Here is a 16,519-nt window from a genome sequence, read left to right as displayed (position 1 = left end):
CCGGGGCATGACCGCTGGCTCGCGCCGGGCAGCCAGGGCGGATACCTGTCGAGCCTGGCCGACGACATCGAGGTCGCACAACTGGACGCAGGCACGACCTGCTCTCCTGCGCCTGAAAGGTGTTGGCCGATCCCTCGGCGCCGTACGCCGAGGTGCAGTACGCCGGATCCGGTTGACCGAGTGCCTGGGTGACGCCCCGCGGTGGGCGGCATCACGCGGCAGCGTAAGCCGACGGCCTCGCTGCTGGTAGTGCCCTTGAAGATCGCGTCATCCATTACGTCGGCTCCTGCGCACACGGCCTCCTGGAGTTCCGCGGGCCCTGGCAGCACCTTGGCATCAGCTTTGCATCGTTCTCAAATTTCCTCCGGAAGCGAGGCAAGGAACCCCTCGACGTCCGGTTTCACGTAACCCGACAAATTGGTCAACATGGTTACCGCTTCCTTTAGCTCCCGGGCGAGTTCAGGAAACTCCGTCCACATCTGCGGGCTGACGGTGACCACCGCATACAACAAGTCGTCGTCATAGAAGCCGCCCGCTGCCTGACCGGGTGCCTTTTCTCTCAGGATCTCCACCGCCAGCGGAAGTAGCGAAGGAAGTCCGACGTTCTGGGCGATCAGTCGGGCAAGCTCGTGGGGCTGTAGTGTTCCGACGGGACGCCGACGCAACTCATGGACGGCCTTGACCAATGAGGTTGTGTCCTCCGGAGGGGCTGGCCAACGACCCTCCAGCTGTTCAAGCGATTTACTGCGGTCGACGGAATGAGGCAACGCCGTAACCTTTCTTGTGTGATTCTATTGATGGCGGATGGAGTGCAGGAATCCGTTCAATCGGTCGAGTTCGTCGATGGTTTCCTTTCGCCTTCTTATCAGCACCTCAAGGCCTCGCTCAGTAATACCGTCTGGAGGGTTTTTCAACTCCTTCTCCAGGGCTTCCCGGACGTTGTTCAAACCGTTGCGAGCCTGAGTTAGGTCCTTGATGTGATCGAAGGGGGTCCCATCGGGTTTCATGGCGACCACCTCGCCTCGCGCCTCCCGGCGCGCTGCATTGTAGTGGTTGTGCTTCGGCTGGGAGTTTATATCCTTGAGGGGATCCTTTTTGATGTTCTCAAGCTTCTCGATCGCGTCCAGCGCCGCCTGGCGCAACCCCAGTTCGCGGCACTTGGGCGCCAGCCCCAGTGGATCGGCCCACGACTGTGGGTTGTGGACGTAGGTGAGAGGGTTCGGCGCAGGAACCAGCCCGAGGGGATCAGGGCTAAGGTAGCGGGCACTCTCCGGGTCGTAATAGCGGAAGTGATTGTAGTGGAGGTCGGTTTCTGGATCATAGTATTGCCCGGGGAATCTGAGTGGCGTGTAGGCGGTACTGCCTTTCGCCCAGGCCGTCTTTCCCCAAAGCGTGGAGCGCGTGCGCCACTTGATGGTCCCGTCCTTGTCGAGAAGTTCCGTGGGGGAGCCGACGAGGTCCGTAACGATCGCGAAGAAGCGTGAATCGACCTCTTCTTGAGGGGAGTCAGCGAGAGTGACACGTTCACTTTGGACAAGCGGCTGCAAACCATCGTGATCCCAAGTCAGAGTGAGGCGATGGGGAGTATCCGCAGCGGCGGCGGTCTGCTCGCACAGCGTGCTGGCATCCCAGGTGAAGTCCACCTGCTCCACGGCTGTCGTGGCGTCCTCGGCCAACCGCAGCTTGGCGATGCGGCGCCCCAAAGGATCGTAGAGGTAGCGCCAGAGGGTCCCGTCCGGCGTAACGACCTCGGTGAGACGGTCTTCCGCATCCCAGCTGTAGCGCCAGGTATCCGGCTTGCGAGAGAGCCTGGTCTTCTGCCTCAGGGTGATCCGGCCCAGGCAGTCGTGCTCGTAGCGGACACGCCCTGCCCGTGCGATACGGTTGCCCACGTACTCACGTGGTCCGGTGGCCTCGTGGCCTGGGTGGGCAGACGGCCATTCCGCCATGGTCTGGTTACCGGTTTCGTCGTACGCGTAACGTTCCGTCCAGCCGTCCGCTTGGATCTCCGTGACCCGTCCGATGACATCCAGAGAGATACGCCGACTGCCGCCCAGGTAGCTGTTCAGGCGCTCAAGATAGCCATCCGGTCGATAGCAGTACTCGTGCTTCTGGACAACTCGGCCACCGAGACCCGTTACAGCATGGGAGGTGAGACGGCCCACCGCGTCGTAGGCGCTGGTCAGGGTGACGGACTCGCCGACGCGCCGGATGAGTTCGCGGCCGACCCCGTCATAGGCAAGGTCGATCGTTGCACTTGCGGCACTCAGCTGCACGAGGTTGTCCGCGGCATCGTGGGTGTAAGTGGTTACGGCGCCTGTCGGGGTGATGCGGCTCCTGCGTCGTCCGCCTTCGTCGTATGTGTACCTCATCGTACGGCCGTTGACTGTCTCGGCCGCCAGGTTGCCACCGATGTCGAAGCGCCGATGCATCGACGCATCGGGTCCTGTCGCCTGTACAAGTCGCCCGCTGGTGTCGTACGCGTACGTGGTGACAAGACCGTGGGCGTCTTTGCGGACGACTCGGCCGAGTGAATCGTGGTCAAGCCGGATGTGTTGGCCGATCGCGTTACTCCGGCTGACGAGGCGGCCGGCGGCGTCATGGATGTAGCTGAGCCTACTACCGTCAAAGTCCGTCTCCGCGGCCAGGCGGCCTGCGGGGTCGAACTCGTACCGCCATGAACGGCCCACAGGATTCGTGACGCGTACGAGGCGCAGCTCGCTGTCATGCGTGTACTCGTAGCGCACCCCGTCGGGGTCGACACGCGCTGTCAGCAGGTCGAAGTGACCGTACTCGAAACGAGTTACCGCTCCCGTCGGACTGAAGTGGGCGGTGCAGTTTCCTTCGCCGTCGTACTCCCAGCACTCCGTAGTTCCGTCGGGCCTGATCCGCCGAGCGGGCTGTCCGTCGATCGTCCACTCCAGGCGAGTAGTAGCGCCTAGGGGGTCCGTGATCGCGACGGTGCGGCCAAATGAGTCGCGCTCATACACAGTGACGTTGCCTAGCGGATCCCGGATCTCGAGCGGCAGTCCCACCGGGTCGCTTTGTATGCGTGTGAGGTGTCCCAGAGTATCGGTGATCGACGTCAGGTGCCCCAAGCGGTTGTAGGCGAAGCGAGTCGTCGCCCCGCTTGGGCCCGTCACCGCAACGCAATTTCCGCGCTCGTCGTAACTTTGACGCCACACTGAGCCATCTGGATCCGTCACCGTCTCGACAAGCCCTGGTGCGGTGTATATGGCTGTCGTCTCGTGACCGTCGGGCCGGACGGCTCTGACCAGGTCGCCTTGATCGCTGTAGCCGAATTCTGTGGCGTTCCCCAGCGGATCGACAAACGAGCTCAGTCGCAATCGGTTGTCCCACTCCTGGCCGCTGACGTTGCCGAGGGGGTCGGTCTCGCGGATCAGGCGCAGGTGTTCGTTATGTTCGTAGACGCGGGTGTGGCCGAGGGAGTCGGTCACACGGGTGGTCAGCGTTTCGGTGTCGTAGGTGAGGGTGGAGGCGAGGGCGTCGCCAGTGCCACCGGTGGCGATGGCCCGGCCCTGGTCGTCGTACTGGTACCAGTAGGTGGTGTTGTTGCGGTCCGTCCAGGACGTGATGCGGCCGTCGGTGTCGTAGGTGTACTGCATCGGCAGTCCGGAGGAGTTGTATTCCTCGGCCAGGTGGCCGGCCTCGTCGTAGCCGAAGGTGAACAGGGTGGTGCCGGGGCGGTTCGGGTGTGCGGGGTCGATCAGGCGCAGGCCGATGATGCGGGAACGCGCCCGGTCGTGGTCGAGGGCGATGCGGTAGCCGCCGGAGTGGACCACCGCGCCCGGGACATCGCCGTCCGAGTACTCGACGGTGATGCGGTTGCCATTGCGGTCCTGGATGCATTGCAGGGGCAGGTCCACGACCGTGTCGTCGGCAGCCGCGACCGGGCTGTGAAATACATACGACAGCCCGGCATCCGGATCGTGGACGCGGATGCCGCCGTCGATGTCGGTGTCCCAGGACAGAGTGAGGCGGGAGCCGGGCGTCTCCGGGCCCACAGGCGTGTTTGTCTCGTCATCCGGGCGGGGGAAGCACAGGCGGGCGCCGTCAGCGGTGGCGTAGACGAAGCCGTCTTCGTCCGCCTGAACACGCTGGTCCAGGGTGGAGGCCCAGGACGGGCCGAACCAGCCGCCGTAGTGGTAGGACGATATGTGCGTGCGCTCCAGGACCAGGGGGAGCACGCCTGGCAGGGTCACGTCCGTGCGGGTCAGGGCCATATCGCCGGTGGCCACGTCGATCGGGTCCCGGACGAACTTCTTGACCATGTTGCGGATGGAGGCGGGTAGCTTGTCGAAGCCCGGGTTCAGGCGCAGCCGCTCGAAGGCCGCGCAGTCCAGGCCCATCGACTTGCTCAACTTCGCCAAAGCCGCCGGGCCAAGGGCTTTGAGGCCCTTGCCCAGCGCCTTGCCCAGCATGCCGAAGCCGACGCCCATCAGCGCGCCCTCGGTCAGGATCCCGGCCAGCTTCCCCGGATCCTTGAACGCCGACGGATCCTCCAGCATCGTCTGGAATGCCGTGAACTCCAGCCCCTCCTTGGCCATCCGGCCAGCCGCCGCGACGCCCCGGATCTCCTTGAGCGCCTTCAACGCCCGCTCGACCTGCTCGATGACCTGCATCACCCGGCGCACCACCGTGCCCAGGGTCGTGCCCTCCTCCTCGATCCGGCCGACCAGCGCGACGACCTTCATCGCCCGCTCGCCGGACATCAGCGTCGAGGCCACCTCTGAGGCACCCGCGGTCAGGACGGACAGGGCCAGGCCCGCGATCTCGTACTCGGCGATCTCCGCCAGAATCACACCGATCTCGGACAGCAACTCATGTGCTTTGTCCGCAAAATCGTCCAGTCCGTTCGCACCCTCACGCAGCGAATGCGCCATGTCCCCGGCCTGCTTACGCGCCGCTTTCGACCGCTTGTGGAAGGCCTTGGCCGCCTTGCCCTCCCACTCCACCCCCGACAACGCCCCATCAGCGGCGGTGGAGGCATCATCCAGGCCCTGGGCCAGATGCCGCCACTTCTTCGCTATCTCCCGCACCCCGTCCGGATCCACCGCAGGATCGGAGATGCCCAGAAACTCAAGACCACTGGCGACACTGTCGCCGAACATGTGGTTGAACTTGTTGATGTAATGCAGCGGATTGAGATCCACCATGACCCGACGCCTCAGCCCTTCTTCCCCTGAGCCGCCGCCAGCAGCACATCCAGCAGATCGAAAGCATCGGAGACCTCACCGATGAACTTCGCCTCCGACTCCCACTCCTGCTCCAGCTGCTTCGTCAGCTTGGACAGAGTGGCCATGCCCTTCTCGATCTCGCTCTTCGCACCCAGCAACGAGCCCAGCGCCCCCAGCGCCTTCAGATCGTGCTGCTGCGCCGAGAACTCCGCCAGTGGCTTCGCCGTGTGCTGTCCCACCCCTCGCAGCCCCGACGCCGCCTTGTGCATGGATGAGGCCTGCTTCTTCAGGTCCGACATGCCACCCGCCCCCGAATCTCACTCTGTGCACATGCCAACGCCTCGACGGTAGTCGGGGGCATTATGTGAATGGCATGGACTCGTCCAATGGAGAGTAAAGCTCCCTGATGCGAGACCGAGAACCCCAGCGCTATCGCTGGGCAAGGCCTTCGTACAGATCGGCGTTGCTGCCTGCCGCACGATGGTGTCTTCTCGGTGTCGCCTGCTGTGGCCGGCCGCGCTCACGGAGGTGCCTGTCTCGGTGCCGACCCGCCGCGAGCAGCGGAGGGGGCAGCGGTACCGCCGCGGCGATGGCCAAGATCAGGTGGTCCAGAGCGTAGCCAGGGATCTCCCGCGGCCGACGGTCCACCCTGCTCCCTCGCGGCTGTTGGTGGTGCAAGTGCGGCGGCCGTAAATTTCCGCAACCGCGGCCTGGCTGATCCTCCAAGTTACTGCGATCCCGCTCGTTCCGCCTGCTACCTGTTGACCGCCTGAATCTCCTGCACGGTGACGTCCTGTGTCGTGCCGAAGGTGCCGTCGGGTAGATCGCCACCCGCGCCACCGGTTCCCGTCCAGGTGATCCGCCAGGTGACGGTGGCCTTCAGCGGGAACGTGCCGCTGCCGGAGGAGCGGAGGTACTTGATGCCGCAGGGCGGGTCCTGGTCGGCCTTGCCCGTGGCGTACGGCTCGCCGACGGAACCGTCGGAACTGACTGCGCATTCACCCGACGCCGGGTAGGTCTCGGCGTCAGCGATGCCGGGTTCAAGCTTGAGAGATACAGGTTCAGCGGTCGTGGTGGCCTGGATGTTCAGGCCGGCTACGTTCAGTGAGGCGGTTACGGAGACCTTCTTGAACCTGGCCTTGTCCAGCCAGGCCCAGGTGGAGAGATTGACCTTGGTGGTGTCCCCCGGAGCGAGCGAGACCTTGGTGCCCGGCAACAGAATACGGTTGTAGGCGAGTTCGGCGAGGACCTCCGGGGAGATCGCGTTCTTGACGGGTGCGATGTCGCCGTTCTTCACCCAGGAGGGAAGGTCGCTGCAGGTCCATGCTGCCGGGTCGTTGAGCCGTGTCGGGTCCTGCACGGAGACCCACCAGTTGCCTTCGTCGGCCTTGTCCAAGTTGTAGTTCTTATACTTCCCGTCCTTGTACATGTCCCGGTATTCGGCGGTTGCCTCCTTGGCGTAATTGGGTTGTTGTGGGTCGTCGACCACCTGCTTGTAGCCGTCTTCCATCTCCTTGGAGAACTGCTGTGCCGAGATCGGTTCGTACCAGCAGGCGGGTGGGGCCCAGTTGCCTACGGGGGTGACTGCGGGGGACGACGAGTCGCTGGGGTTTCTGGTGGAGCCGGAGAAGGTGACTCGAGACTCGATCGACTGCCCGTCCCGCTTGGACGACGTGGTCGTATGGCCCTGGTTACCGCCGCCTGGGCGGAAGCTTGCCCAGGCGGGTGGCGTGAGTACGCCGCAGGCGAGAGCGGTGGTGCCCGCCACGACGGCCCATCTTCGCAAGCTGGTCGTTGAGTTACCCCTGGTCAGGGAGTGCATGCCTTGTTCCCCCTGTCGCTCCGGAGAGCATTTGTCTGCCAGACCCCTTTGTCGTTCTTCTCCAGGCGCGTGGTGTAGAGGAGGTACGAGTCGTTGGTCACGGGATCCTTGTTGATTTTGCCGGTCTTTCGGCTCTTCTCGTATGCCCTGCCTTCGAATGAGCAGTAGCTGAGCGTGGCGCTGTTCGCCGCGTAGATATTGACTCGGGGATTGAAGTAACGAGTTGTCCCTGTGAGGACGACACCCGCGTCCTTAGCTTGTTTGACCCACTGGGCGGCTCCCACGAGGGCATCCCCTGTGTAGTAGAAGCCGAGCGACGGCTCGTCGGGGTTTGCCTGCGAGAGGGCGTAGTTCGTGGCGTCGATGCGTCGTTCGGCGTCGGCGAGCACCGGATCGGTCTTGGGGTCTCCGGCCTTCCATCCTTCGAAGACGTCCTGGACATCGCCGGGAAGCGTGATCTTGGGGCGGCCTGCACCGTCGTCCGAGGAAGGGCTCGGCGATGCCGAGGTCTTCGTGCCGTTGGTGTCGGCGCCCGCGATCTTGTTGTTGTCCTTCGACGAGCTGCCACCACTGCCGCATGCCGTCAGCAGGAGGGCTGCAGTCGCAGTCAAGGCGACGGCAACGGGTAGAGAACGGCGGCTCACGATCGACTCCCAACAGGAAGAGGTCTTATGTCGGTTGGCCAATGGGTCTGACGCTACAGGCGTGGTTCTCGGTTTCACCAGAGCGAACCGACCGCAGGAGCCGCGGCGGCCTGCTGCCTACGTCACACAGGTGGTCTGAGGTCGGCTCGGCCGGGTGCACGTGCGCGCCAGTGGGATGCCGGCTCACGTGAGTGAATTGTGCAGGCCTGATGAGTGGTACGTGAGGAACAGGTCTCCGTCTTGGCGACGAGAGCAAGGAGCCGGGACGCGCCTTGAGGGGCTTATGTGCGGCTGATACGGTGCGATGGCTTGACACTGGCCCCGGCGCTGGTTATCCAGGCGCGGCAAGTCGGCGGAGTGTCCCGGGCGTCGTGAACGGCCCGGTTGTGAGCGGAATCTGACAGGCGAGACTTTCTTGGGTGTACGGGGAGCGTTTGCGTGAAGATCCAAGAGCGTGCGGGGGCTGGCGCCGGTCGGGCCGGTGCTGCGGCTCAGGGGACGGTCGGCGAGCGGCTTCCCACTCCGCCGCGGGAGCGCAAGCCCGCCCTGGCCGCGCTCGCGGTGCTGCTGATCCTGCTCGGTGCGCTGGGCGCGACCACGCTGGTGCTGCGTGCCGGGAACCGGATCGAGGTCGTCAAGGTGACGCAGCCGATCCAGGCCGGGCAGGCCGTCAACAGCGGCAACTCCACGTCCGTGATGGTCGCCGACGACAGCAGCATCGACTACGTCCGGTGGGACCAGTTGGGCGCCCTGAAGGACTACAAGGCGCGGACCACGATCTACCCCGGCACTATCGTCGTGGGCCAGATGTTCACCAAGGGGAATGTGCTGCCGGCCGGCAAGGCCGTCGTCGGTGTCTCCCTCAAGGACGGCCAGTACCCGGCGGACATCCAGCCCGGTGACACGGTCGCCGTCTACAACGTCGGCAGCAGCAGCTCCAGTTCGAGCAAGACCGGCACCGGTGCCGGCGCCTCCTCCGGCTCCTCCTCTGGTTCCTCCGGCGATCCCCTCACCACCGCCAAGGTGGGGAACATGAAGGACGCCGGCGACGCCACCATCAGCACCGGCAATCTCTCGCTGACCCTGATCGTCGACCAGGCCGACGCCGCCGCCGTGGCACGCGCCGCCTCCGACCAAGCGATCGCCGTCGTGCACGTCTCCGGCTCCGGCAACTAGAAGGCGGCCCCCACCCCATGGCGCTCATCGCTCTCGCCGCCGACAAGGGTTCCCCCGGTGTCACCACGGCGGCCGTCGCGCTCGCCGCGGTCTGGCCGCGCCGTGTCCTGCTCGCCGAGACCGACCCGGCGGGCGGTGACCTCGTGTACCGCAGTACCGCCGCGCACGGTGGGCCGCTCAACCCCAACACCGGCCTGCTGTCGATAGCCGCGACCGCCCGGCGCGGGCTGGTGCCCGATCAACTGTGGGACCACGTCCAGCCGTTGAGCGGCGGGCTGGAGGTACTCGTGGGCCTCGGCATAGCCGAGCAGGCCGCCGGGCTCGCCAGCCTGTGGCCGACCCTCGGACGCTCCTTCGCCTCCCTCGCCGACTCGCCCCAGGCGCCCGCCGACGTCATCGCCGACTGCGGACGCATCAGCGGCGACACCCCGGCCGTCGAGCTGTTCCCGCACGCGGCGCTCGTGCTGCTCCTCTCCCGTACCGAGCCGGAGGCGCTGGCCCGGGTCCGGGACCGGGCCGCCCACCTGTCCACGCGGCTGCACGGGGGGTCGCGCGGTGCCGCCGCCCTTGCCACCCCGCTCATCGGTGTCGTTCTGATCGACGACCCGGCCGGCTCCGGCAAGCTCGTCAACCAGGTCAACGACATGCTGGTGCACGCCCAGACCGGCGCCCGGGTCGTCGGCACCCTCGCGGACGACCCGGCCGGCGCCGACATGCTGGCCGGCCGTAAGCGCGGCCGCCTCGACAAGTCTCTGCTGGTCCGCTCGGCCCGCAAGATCGCCGCCGATCTGAACCAGCAGTACGGCGCAGCCTGGGCCGTCTCCGCCCAGGCTCAGCAGACCCAGTACCCCCAGGCTCAGCAGACCCGGTACCCCGAGGCCCAGCAGGCCCAGCAGGCCCAGGCCCAACAGGCCCAACAGGTCCAGTACCGCCAGGCCCAACAGGGCGCGCATCAGCAGCCCCAGCAGGGCGGACATCCCCAGGTCCAGCAGGGCGGGTACCCTCAGGCTCAGCAAGGCGGCTACGGCTACCCCCAGGCTCAGCAGGCCCAGCAAGCCGGCCACCCCCAGGCTCAGCAGCCCCACCAAGGCGGGCCCCACCAGCCGCAGCAAGGCCAGTCGCAGCCGCCGTACCAGCCCCAGCAGGGTCACGCGGAGGCCGGCCGATGACCGCTGTCGACCACCAGTTGGTCAAGCGGTTCCGGCAGGACGCCGGTGACCGTATCGCCGAGCAGCGGCGGCTGGACCAGGTCAGTGGCGTCGCGCCGATGTCCACCGAGGACGAGCGGCAGTACGCCCGCGCGGTGATCGCGCAGATCCTGGAAGAGCACGCTCGCGCCGAGATCAACGCGGGCCGGACGCCGCTGGACGCCGAGACCGAGGAGCAGTACGCCGCCGCCGTGCACGCCGCGCTGTTCGGCGTGGGGCGGCTTCAGCCGCTGCTGGACGACCCCGAGGTCGAGAACATCGACATCAACGGCTGCGACCAGGTCTTCGTCGGATTCGCCGACGGGCGTGAGGTGAAGGGCGAGCCCGTCGCCGACTCCGACGAGGAGCTCATCGAGCTGATACAGGTGCTCGGCGCCTACTCCGGTCTGTCCTCGCGGCCCTTCGACTCCGCCAACCCGCAGCTGGACCTTCGGCTGCCCGACGGCTCCCGGCTCTCCGCCGTCATGGATGTCGCCCGGCGGCCCGCGCTGTCCATCCGGCGTGCCCGTATGGGCAAGGTGTTCATATCCGACCTGGTCGGCAACGGCACGCTGACGCCGGAGGTCGCCCATTTCATGGCCTGCGCGGTCCGCGCCCGCAAGAACATCATGATCGCCGGTGCCACCAACGCCGGTAAGACCACCCTGCTGCGGGCGCTCGCCAACGAGATCCCGCCGCACGAGCGGCTCATCACCGTCGAGCGCGCCCTGGAGCTGGGCCTCGACACCTTCCCCGACCTGCACCCGAACGTCGTCGCGTTCGAGGAGCGGCTGCCCAACTCCGAGGGGCAGGGCGCCATCCCCATGGCGGAGCTGGTGCGCCGGTCGCTGCGTATGAACCCGTCCCGCGTCATCGTCGGCGAGGTGCTGGGCGACGAGATCGTCACCATGCTGAACGCGATGTCGCAGGGCAACGACGGCTCGCTGTCCACGATCCACGCCAACAGCTCCAGCGAGGTCTTCAACCGCATTTCGACGTACGCGTTGCAGGCGTCCGAGCGGCTGCCCATCGAGGCCAGCCAGATGCTGATCGCGGGCGCGGTCAACTTCGTCGTCTTCATCCAGCGGCGCAACAACTTCCAGAGCGGCGGCCGGCTCCAGCGCATGGTCACCTCCGTCCGCGAGGTCAACGGCGTCGACGGCCGTGTGCTGTCCAGTGAGATCTTCGCCGAGGCCCCGGACGGACGGGTCGTACCGCATGCGCCCATCGCCTGCCTGGAGGACCTGATGGCCCAGGGCTACCGGCCCCACGGAAGCTGGGGGTGACCATGGACTTCGGCGCACTCGGGGCCCTGTTCTCGACCGCGGTCCTGTACTCCATCGGCAGCGGCGTCGCCGTCGGCGGCGGACTCGCGCTGCTGCTGATCGCGATCCGCGGCCTGCCCGCGAAGCCCGAGCACGAGAAGCAGCGCGCCAATGAACGCGCCGCCGAACTCGTCCGGTTCGCCGGGCGGCGCGGCTCGCTCGCCGTCATCGTCGGCCTCGCCGTGCTGCTGCTGACCCGCTGGGCGGTGGCGGGCATCGCTGCGGGCGTCCTCGTCTTCTTCTGGGACCGGCTCTTCGGCGGTGCCGCCGAGGAGCGCGCCGCCATGCGCCGCGTGGAGGCCCTCGCCTCCTGGACCGAGTCCCTGCGCGACACCATCGCCGGCGCCGTCGGCCTGGAGCAGGCCATCCCGGCGTCCGCGCGGGCGGCCGCCCCTGTCCTGCGGCCCCATCTCGACGCGCTCGTCGACCGGTTGCGTGCCCGCACTCCGCTGCCCGACGCGCTGCACATCCTCGCCGACGAGATCGACGACGCGTCCGCCGACATCATCGTCGCCGCGCTGATCCTCAACGCCCGGCTGCGCGGCCCCGGTCTGCGGCAGGTGCTCGGCGCCCTCGCCAAGTCCGCGCGCGAGGAGGTCGACATGCGCCAGCGGGTGATGGCCCAACGCGCCTCCACCCGGCGCTCGGTGCAGATCGTCGTCGCCGTGTCGGTCGCGTTCGTCCTCGGACTCGCCGTTTTCAACCGGGACTTCGTAGCACCGTACGGCACCCCCGTCGGACAGCTCGTCCTCTCCGTGGTCTGCGCCCTGTTCGCACTCGGCTTCTGGTGGCTGCGCAAGCTGTCCACCATCGAGACGCCCGAACGGTTCCTGGTCCGGGACGAGTCGGCGGTCCTGTTCGTGCGGCCACGCACGCCGGCGGCCCAGGAAGAGGGGGTACGGGGATGAGTCTCACGCTGCCGATCGTCGTCGGAGTCGCCTTCGGTCTGGGCGTCTACGCGCTGATCCGGGCCCTGATGCCGTCCAGACGCAGCGCGGTCGCCCAGGTCGCGCGGATCGACGCGCTGAGGGCGCGCGGAACGGCGTACGGTTCAGCGCGCCAGACGAGGGAGGCCCAGGGCCGGCTCGGCTCGCTGCGCGCCCGCGTCGGAGTCCGCGTCTCGGAGTTCTACCTCCAGCAGGGCTGGGAACAGCGCTCGCTCCGCGCTGACCTGGCTGTCCTGGAACGGAGTTGGGAGAACTTCCTCGCGACCAAGGTGCTGCTGGCGGTGGCCGGTCTGATCTTCGGGCCGTTCCTCTTCGCCGTGGTCTGGACGATGGGCTTCGGCTCCAGCCCGGTCATCCCGGTCTGGCTAGCCCTGCTGTGCGCGGCTCTGTTCTTCTTCCTGCCCGATCTGGAGGTACGGCGGGACGCGGCCGACAAGCGCCGGGACCTGCGCCGGGTCATCGGCGCGTACCTGGACCTGGTGTCGATGAGCCTGGCCGGCGGACGCGGTCTGCCGGAGGCGCTGATGGCGGCGGCCGAGATCTCCGACGGCTGGGCCAACCAGCGCATCCGCAACGCACTGGCCGACGCCCGGATCACCGGGCACAGCCAGTGGCACGCCCTGGGGATGCTCGGCGAGGAGCTGGGCGTGGAGGAGCTGAAGGACCTCTCCGCCTCCCTGGCGCTGGTGCAGGACGACGGCGCCAAGGTACGCGAGTCACTCGCCTCCCGCGCCGAGACCATGCGGCACCGCGAACTCGCCGAGATCGAGGGCAGTGCGGGCGAGAAGTCCCAGTCGATGCTCGTGGCACAGTTGCTGCTGTGCGCCGGCTTCCTGGTGTTCCTGATCTTCCCGGCGGCGATGCGGGTGTTCCAGGTGTGAGCCCTCTTCCCTGAGCGTTTCCCCAAATGCGCGAACCTACTGCCAACTGCTGTATCGAGAGAACAATGGGGGACAACCCACAATGAACACACGGAACTTCAACACCGGGATCCCAGGGCTGGACTTCCTGGTCACCTTCTTGCGCGGGCGCGTCGAGCGGGCCCGCTCCGGTGAACTGGACCGCGGTGCCTCGGCGGTGGAGTGGGTCATCATCTCCGCGGTCGTCGTGGCGATCGTCGGCGTGGTGGCCGCGATCATCAACGAGGCTCTGAAGGGCGGCGCCACCAAGGTCGGTGACTGCATCAAGGGCGCGAGCGCGGACAAGACCTGCTGAACGGTCGTAGGGCAGAACGTCGTAGAACGTCGTAGGACAGAACGGGGAAGACGGGGTAGTGGTGAGTCTCGGCAGCTGGGTGCGCCGCCGGGCGGCGGCCGCACGTGGCCGGACCGCCGACTCCGGCATGACCGCGATCGAGTTCGTGCTGCTCACGCCGGTCCTCTTCTTCATGATCTTCGCGACCGTCCAGTTCGCCCTGTACTTCTTCGCGGACCACGTGGCCCAGGCCGCGGCCCAGGCGGGGGCCCGCAAGGCTCGTGCCACGGCCGACGAGCAGCCCGGCGCATGGCGCGGTGAGGCGCGGGGCGTGGCCGACTCCTACATCCGCCAGCTCGGTCCGCAGCTGGTGCTCTCACCGGACGTACAGACCGTCCAGCCGGAGCAGCACACGGTCGGGGTGGAGATCTCGGCGCGGATACCGACCGTGTTCCCGGGCCTGGACCTCACTGTCCACGCGCGGTCGGTGGGGCCGGTGGAGCGGTTCGTGAAGGAGGGCGGGAACTGATGCTCTCCGGGCCGAGGGGGCGGGTGCACTTCTGGCGAGGACAGGTGCGGTCCTGGCGGGGGTCGGTGCGGTCCTGGCGGGAGCCGGTGCACGCCTGGCTGGGACGGCGATACGCCTCCCGACGCGGACCGGCCGCCGCCGACCAGGGCCTGTCCACGGTCGAGGTGGTCATCCTCGCCCCCGTGATGATCCTCTTCATCCTGGTGCTGGTGGCCTTCGGGCAACTCGTCGACGGGCGGGGCGCGATCGACGGCGCGGCCCGGGACGCGGCACGGGCCGGCTCCATCCAGAAGGACCACGCGCTCGCGATGTCCGAGGCGCGCAGGGCCGCCGAGTCGGATCTGGCGGACGTCTGCTCCGGCCCGGTCTCGGTGGTCCAGACGAGTAGCGGTTTCAACCCGGATGTCGACCCGTTCTTCACGGTGGAGGTCAGCTGCCAGGTCAGGGGCCTTGCCACGCTGGGCCTCAATGTGCCGACCCAGCTGTCCGCCCGCTTCTCCTCCCCGCTGGACCCGTACCGGAGGTCCGCGTGAGAGACGTCGTACGCACCTGGTGGGCCGGGCGCCGGGGCCGCCTGGACGACCGGGGTTCGGGCGCGGGCGCGGTCATCATCTTCGCCCTGGTCTTCCTCTCCCTGGCGGCCTTCGTGATCGACGGCGGCCTGTCCATCTCCAAGCGGGAACGGGCCGCCGACATCGCGGAACAGGCCGCCCGGTACGCCGCCCAGGACATCGACAAGGACGCCCTGTACGAGAACCAGGGCGCGGCGCCGATCAAGTACCAGGACTGCGACGCCCGGGTGAAGGCGTTCGCCCGCGAGATGGGCATGAGCGGCGCGGACGTCGGCGCGACCCACTGCGTCACGGCCGACGCCGAGCATGTGGAGGTCGAGGTCCAGCTGACCTACCAGCCGGTGTTCACGGGCCTGTTCTACGGCGGCGATGTGGTCGTGCACGGCAGCTCGGTGGCGAAGAACGAGGTCGGCTGACCCGGGCTCACCGGTTGACGGACCGGATCTCCTGGACGTTCATGTCCTGAGTGGTCTCGAAGGTGCCGTAGGGGAGGGTCGCGGCAGACTGAACTTTTCGTGGGTGCGGCGAGCCACGGTCGAGTCTCCCCCGGAGGTCGGTGTGTGCAGCAATGGACGAAAGTATCAGGGGGGTATGACAGCCACTTGGGGAACAGCGGGGGGATGTGCGGAACTTGTGCAGAGTCGGCGAGTGACCGGCGCGAAGGCTGCCCGAGCAGGCCTGGGTTCGCGGCGTCGGCCCTGCCGCCCCTTCGACGCTGTCAGTCCGAGTCAATAGGATCTCTGTAGGCTCTCAGCACCCCGACCACATTTCCCGCCCATACGACCCAGGAAACCCGCCATGGCGCGACGCAGCACATCAGGCTCGACGGGAAGTTCGACGGGCCCGCGGAATCGGACACCCCAGCCGGTGCGCGTGCGCCGTCGTACGTTCGGGGACTTCGTCATGGCGTTCCTCGCGTTCGTCGCCCTGCTCGCGCTCGTCGTCGGTGTACCCGGTGCGCTGGCCTACTTCGTGGGCTGGCCGCTGCCGCACGGAATGCCGTCGCAGGACTGGCTGACGCAGGAGATCACCGTGCAGACCTTCCTGCACGTCCTCACGGTCGTCGTCTGGCTCGCCTGGGCCCAGTTCACCGCCTGTGTACTCGTGGAGGTCAGAGCCGCCGTCTCCGGTGTCGGCCTGCCGGGCCGCGTCCCGGGCGCCGGCCCCAGCCAGCTGCTCGCGCGGCAGCTCGTGACCGCGCTGCTCCTTGTCGGGGCCACCGCCGCCAGCCTCACGCCCGGGCTGTCGCAGCTCGGGCACAACTCCGGCCTGGAGGGCAACCACAAGGGCACGGTCGCCGCCGCCCAGCAGACCCCGGGGCTGCTCTCCCAGCAGCAGGCCAAGGCCACCGCGGCGGCCGTCGCCGAACAGGCCGACCACGTCGCGGCGCAGGCCAAGGCCGACGGCGGCAAGCACGGAGCCACGAAGTTCTACCGGATCCAGCCGCCCGAGGGCCGCCACCACGACTCCCTGTGGGAGATAGCCCAGCGCCACCTCGGCGACGGCCGCCGGTACAAGGAGATCTACGAACTCAACAAGGACCGTCTCCAGGCCGACGGCTCCCGCCTGACCGAGGCCAGTCTGATCCGTCCCGGCTGGATCATGGAGATGCCCGGCGACGCCCATGGCGGCGAACTCGTCGAGATGCCCGACGCGCACATCTCCCATGCCGCGCAGAAGCAGATCCAGCAGTACGACAAGACCGGCCACCACGCCCACGAACAAGGGCAGCACGCCCACGGACAAGACCGGCACGCCCAGGGCGGCGGCCATGCGTCCCTGCCCGCGCAGCGGGGTTCGGCCACCGGCACGGGTGCCGACGGTGCCGGACAGCAGACCCGGCAGCACGCCACCGCGTCCCAGGACCACTCCTTCGGTCTGTCCGAAGCCCTCGTCGGCGCCCCCCTGCTGGCCGCCGGTCTGCT

The 16,519-nt window shown here is 67.5% G+C and carries 14 protein-coding genes and 1 pseudogene; 10 read left to right on the top strand and 5 right to left on the bottom strand.

All coding sequences use genetic code 11. From position 1 onward, the window contains the following. Nucleotides 1-353: 353 nt before the first annotated feature. The 5 genes from M878_RS48030 to M878_RS66475 form a co-directional block, all read right to left on the bottom strand. The gene (locus M878_RS48030; protein ID WP_031225099.1) at nt 354-767 is read right to left on the bottom strand and encodes a contact-dependent growth inhibition system immunity protein; all 414 of its coding nucleotides are present in this window, start codon (nt 765-767) and stop codon (nt 354-356) included. 24 nt (nt 768-791) lie between these two features. Then, nucleotides 792-5,177 carry a polymorphic toxin type 28 domain-containing protein gene (locus tag M878_RS66485; protein WP_023547508.1) on the bottom strand — a complete coding sequence of 1,462 codons (4,386 nt, stop codon included), beginning with the start codon at nt 5,175-5,177 and terminating at the stop codon, nt 792-794. Nucleotides 5,178-5,188: 11 nt separating this feature from the next. Continuing rightward, nucleotides 5,189-5,497 carry a hypothetical protein gene (locus M878_RS66480; RefSeq protein WP_023547507.1) on the bottom strand — a complete coding sequence of 103 codons (309 nt, stop codon included), beginning with the start codon at nt 5,495-5,497 and terminating at the stop codon, nt 5,189-5,191. Between the two features lie 455 nt (nt 5,498-5,952). Beyond that, on the bottom strand, nt 5,953-6,708 hold the full coding sequence (locus M878_RS48025) for a hypothetical protein (protein ID WP_023547506.1): 756 nt from the start codon (nt 6,706-6,708) through the stop codon (nt 5,953-5,955). A gap of 299 nt (nt 6,709-7,007) precedes the next feature. Further along, nucleotides 7,008-7,664: a hypothetical protein gene (locus tag M878_RS66475; protein WP_031225093.1), complete on the bottom strand. Its 657-nt coding sequence runs from the start codon at nt 7,662-7,664 to the stop codon at nt 7,008-7,010. 438 nt (nt 7,665-8,102) lie between these two features. Here M878_RS66475 and M878_RS66470 point away from each other — a divergent pair, with 438 nt between their 5' ends. The 10 genes and pseudogenes from M878_RS66470 to M878_RS66430 form a co-directional block, all read left to right on the top strand. Beyond that, nucleotides 8,103-8,840: a hypothetical protein gene (locus M878_RS66470; protein ID WP_031225091.1), complete on the top strand. Its 738-nt coding sequence runs from the start codon at nt 8,103-8,105 to the stop codon at nt 8,838-8,840. Between the two features lie 17 nt (nt 8,841-8,857). Continuing rightward, nucleotides 8,858-9,676 (top strand): annotated as a pseudogene (locus M878_RS48020) (hypothetical protein); the annotation flags it as partial. Nucleotides 9,677-10,005: 329 nt separating this feature from the next. Beyond that, the gene (locus M878_RS66465) at nt 10,006-11,313 is read left to right on the top strand and encodes a TadA family conjugal transfer-associated ATPase (protein WP_023547502.1); all 1,308 of its coding nucleotides are present in this window, start codon (nt 10,006-10,008) and stop codon (nt 11,311-11,313) included. Between the two features lie 2 nt (nt 11,314-11,315). Next, on the top strand, nt 11,316-12,260 hold the full coding sequence (locus M878_RS66460; protein ID WP_031225088.1) for a type II secretion system F family protein: 945 nt from the start codon (nt 11,316-11,318) through the stop codon (nt 12,258-12,260). Next, a complete protein-coding gene (locus M878_RS66455) occupies nt 12,257-13,180 on the top strand; it encodes a type II secretion system F family protein (protein ID WP_023547500.1) in 924 nt (307 codons plus the stop codon). The genes M878_RS66460 and M878_RS66455 overlap by 4 nt, the downstream gene beginning before the upstream one ends. A gap of 82 nt (nt 13,181-13,262) precedes the next feature. Beyond that, the gene (locus M878_RS66450; RefSeq protein ID WP_023547499.1) at nt 13,263-13,514 is read left to right on the top strand and encodes a hypothetical protein; all 252 of its coding nucleotides are present in this window, start codon (nt 13,263-13,265) and stop codon (nt 13,512-13,514) included. A gap of 127 nt (nt 13,515-13,641) precedes the next feature. Beyond that, on the top strand, nt 13,642-14,022 hold the full coding sequence (locus M878_RS66445; protein WP_245238396.1) for a TadE family protein: 381 nt from the start codon (nt 13,642-13,644) through the stop codon (nt 14,020-14,022). After that, on the top strand, nt 14,022-14,555 hold the full coding sequence (locus M878_RS66440) for a TadE/TadG family type IV pilus assembly protein (protein ID WP_078630304.1): 534 nt from the start codon (nt 14,022-14,024) through the stop codon (nt 14,553-14,555). Before M878_RS66445 ends, M878_RS66440 begins: the two co-directional genes overlap by 1 nt. Beyond that, complete coding sequence (locus tag M878_RS66435; protein ID WP_023547496.1) at nt 14,552-15,010, top strand: Tad domain-containing protein; 459 nt, start codon at nt 14,552-14,554, stop codon at nt 15,008-15,010. Before M878_RS66440 ends, M878_RS66435 begins: the two co-directional genes overlap by 4 nt. A 382-nt stretch (nt 15,011-15,392) precedes the next feature. Then, a partial coding sequence (locus M878_RS66430) for a LysM peptidoglycan-binding domain-containing protein (protein WP_037730668.1) occupies nt 15,393-16,519 on the top strand: 1,127 nt, incomplete at its 3' end.

This window comes from Streptomyces roseochromogenus subsp. oscitans DS 12.976, assembly GCF_000497445.1.
Classification (GTDB): domain Bacteria; phylum Actinomycetota; class Actinomycetes; order Streptomycetales; family Streptomycetaceae; genus Streptomyces; species Streptomyces oscitans.
Note: the sequence above shows the minus strand (reverse complement) of the source record. Positions and strands in the feature narration are given on the sequence as shown.

Bases quoted from the DNA above. Each gene is read 5' to 3' on its own strand.
- M878_RS66485 (WP_023547508.1), bottom strand. From the start codon at position 5,177: ATGGTGGATCTCAATCCGCTGCATTACATCAACAAGTTCAACCACATG.
- M878_RS66480 (WP_023547507.1), bottom strand. From the start codon at position 5,497: ATGTCGGACCTGAAGAAGCAGGCCTCATCCATGCACAAGGCGGCGTCG.
- M878_RS48025 (WP_023547506.1), bottom strand. From the start codon at position 6,708: ATGGAAGACGGCTACAAGCAGGTGGTCGACGACCCACAACAACCCAAT.
- M878_RS66465 (WP_023547502.1), top strand. From the start codon at position 10,006: ATGACCGCTGTCGACCACCAGTTGGTCAAGCGGTTCCGGCAGGACGCC.
- M878_RS66460 (WP_031225088.1), top strand. From the start codon at position 11,316: ATGGACTTCGGCGCACTCGGGGCCCTGTTCTCGACCGCGGTCCTGTAC.
- M878_RS66455 (WP_023547500.1), top strand. From the start codon at position 12,257: ATGAGTCTCACGCTGCCGATCGTCGTCGGAGTCGCCTTCGGTCTGGGC.
- M878_RS66450 (WP_023547499.1), top strand. From the start codon at position 13,263: ATGAACACACGGAACTTCAACACCGGGATCCCAGGGCTGGACTTCCTG.
- M878_RS66445 (WP_245238396.1), top strand. From the start codon at position 13,642: ATGACCGCGATCGAGTTCGTGCTGCTCACGCCGGTCCTCTTCTTCATG.
- M878_RS66440 (WP_078630304.1), top strand. From the start codon at position 14,022: ATGCTCTCCGGGCCGAGGGGGCGGGTGCACTTCTGGCGAGGACAGGTG.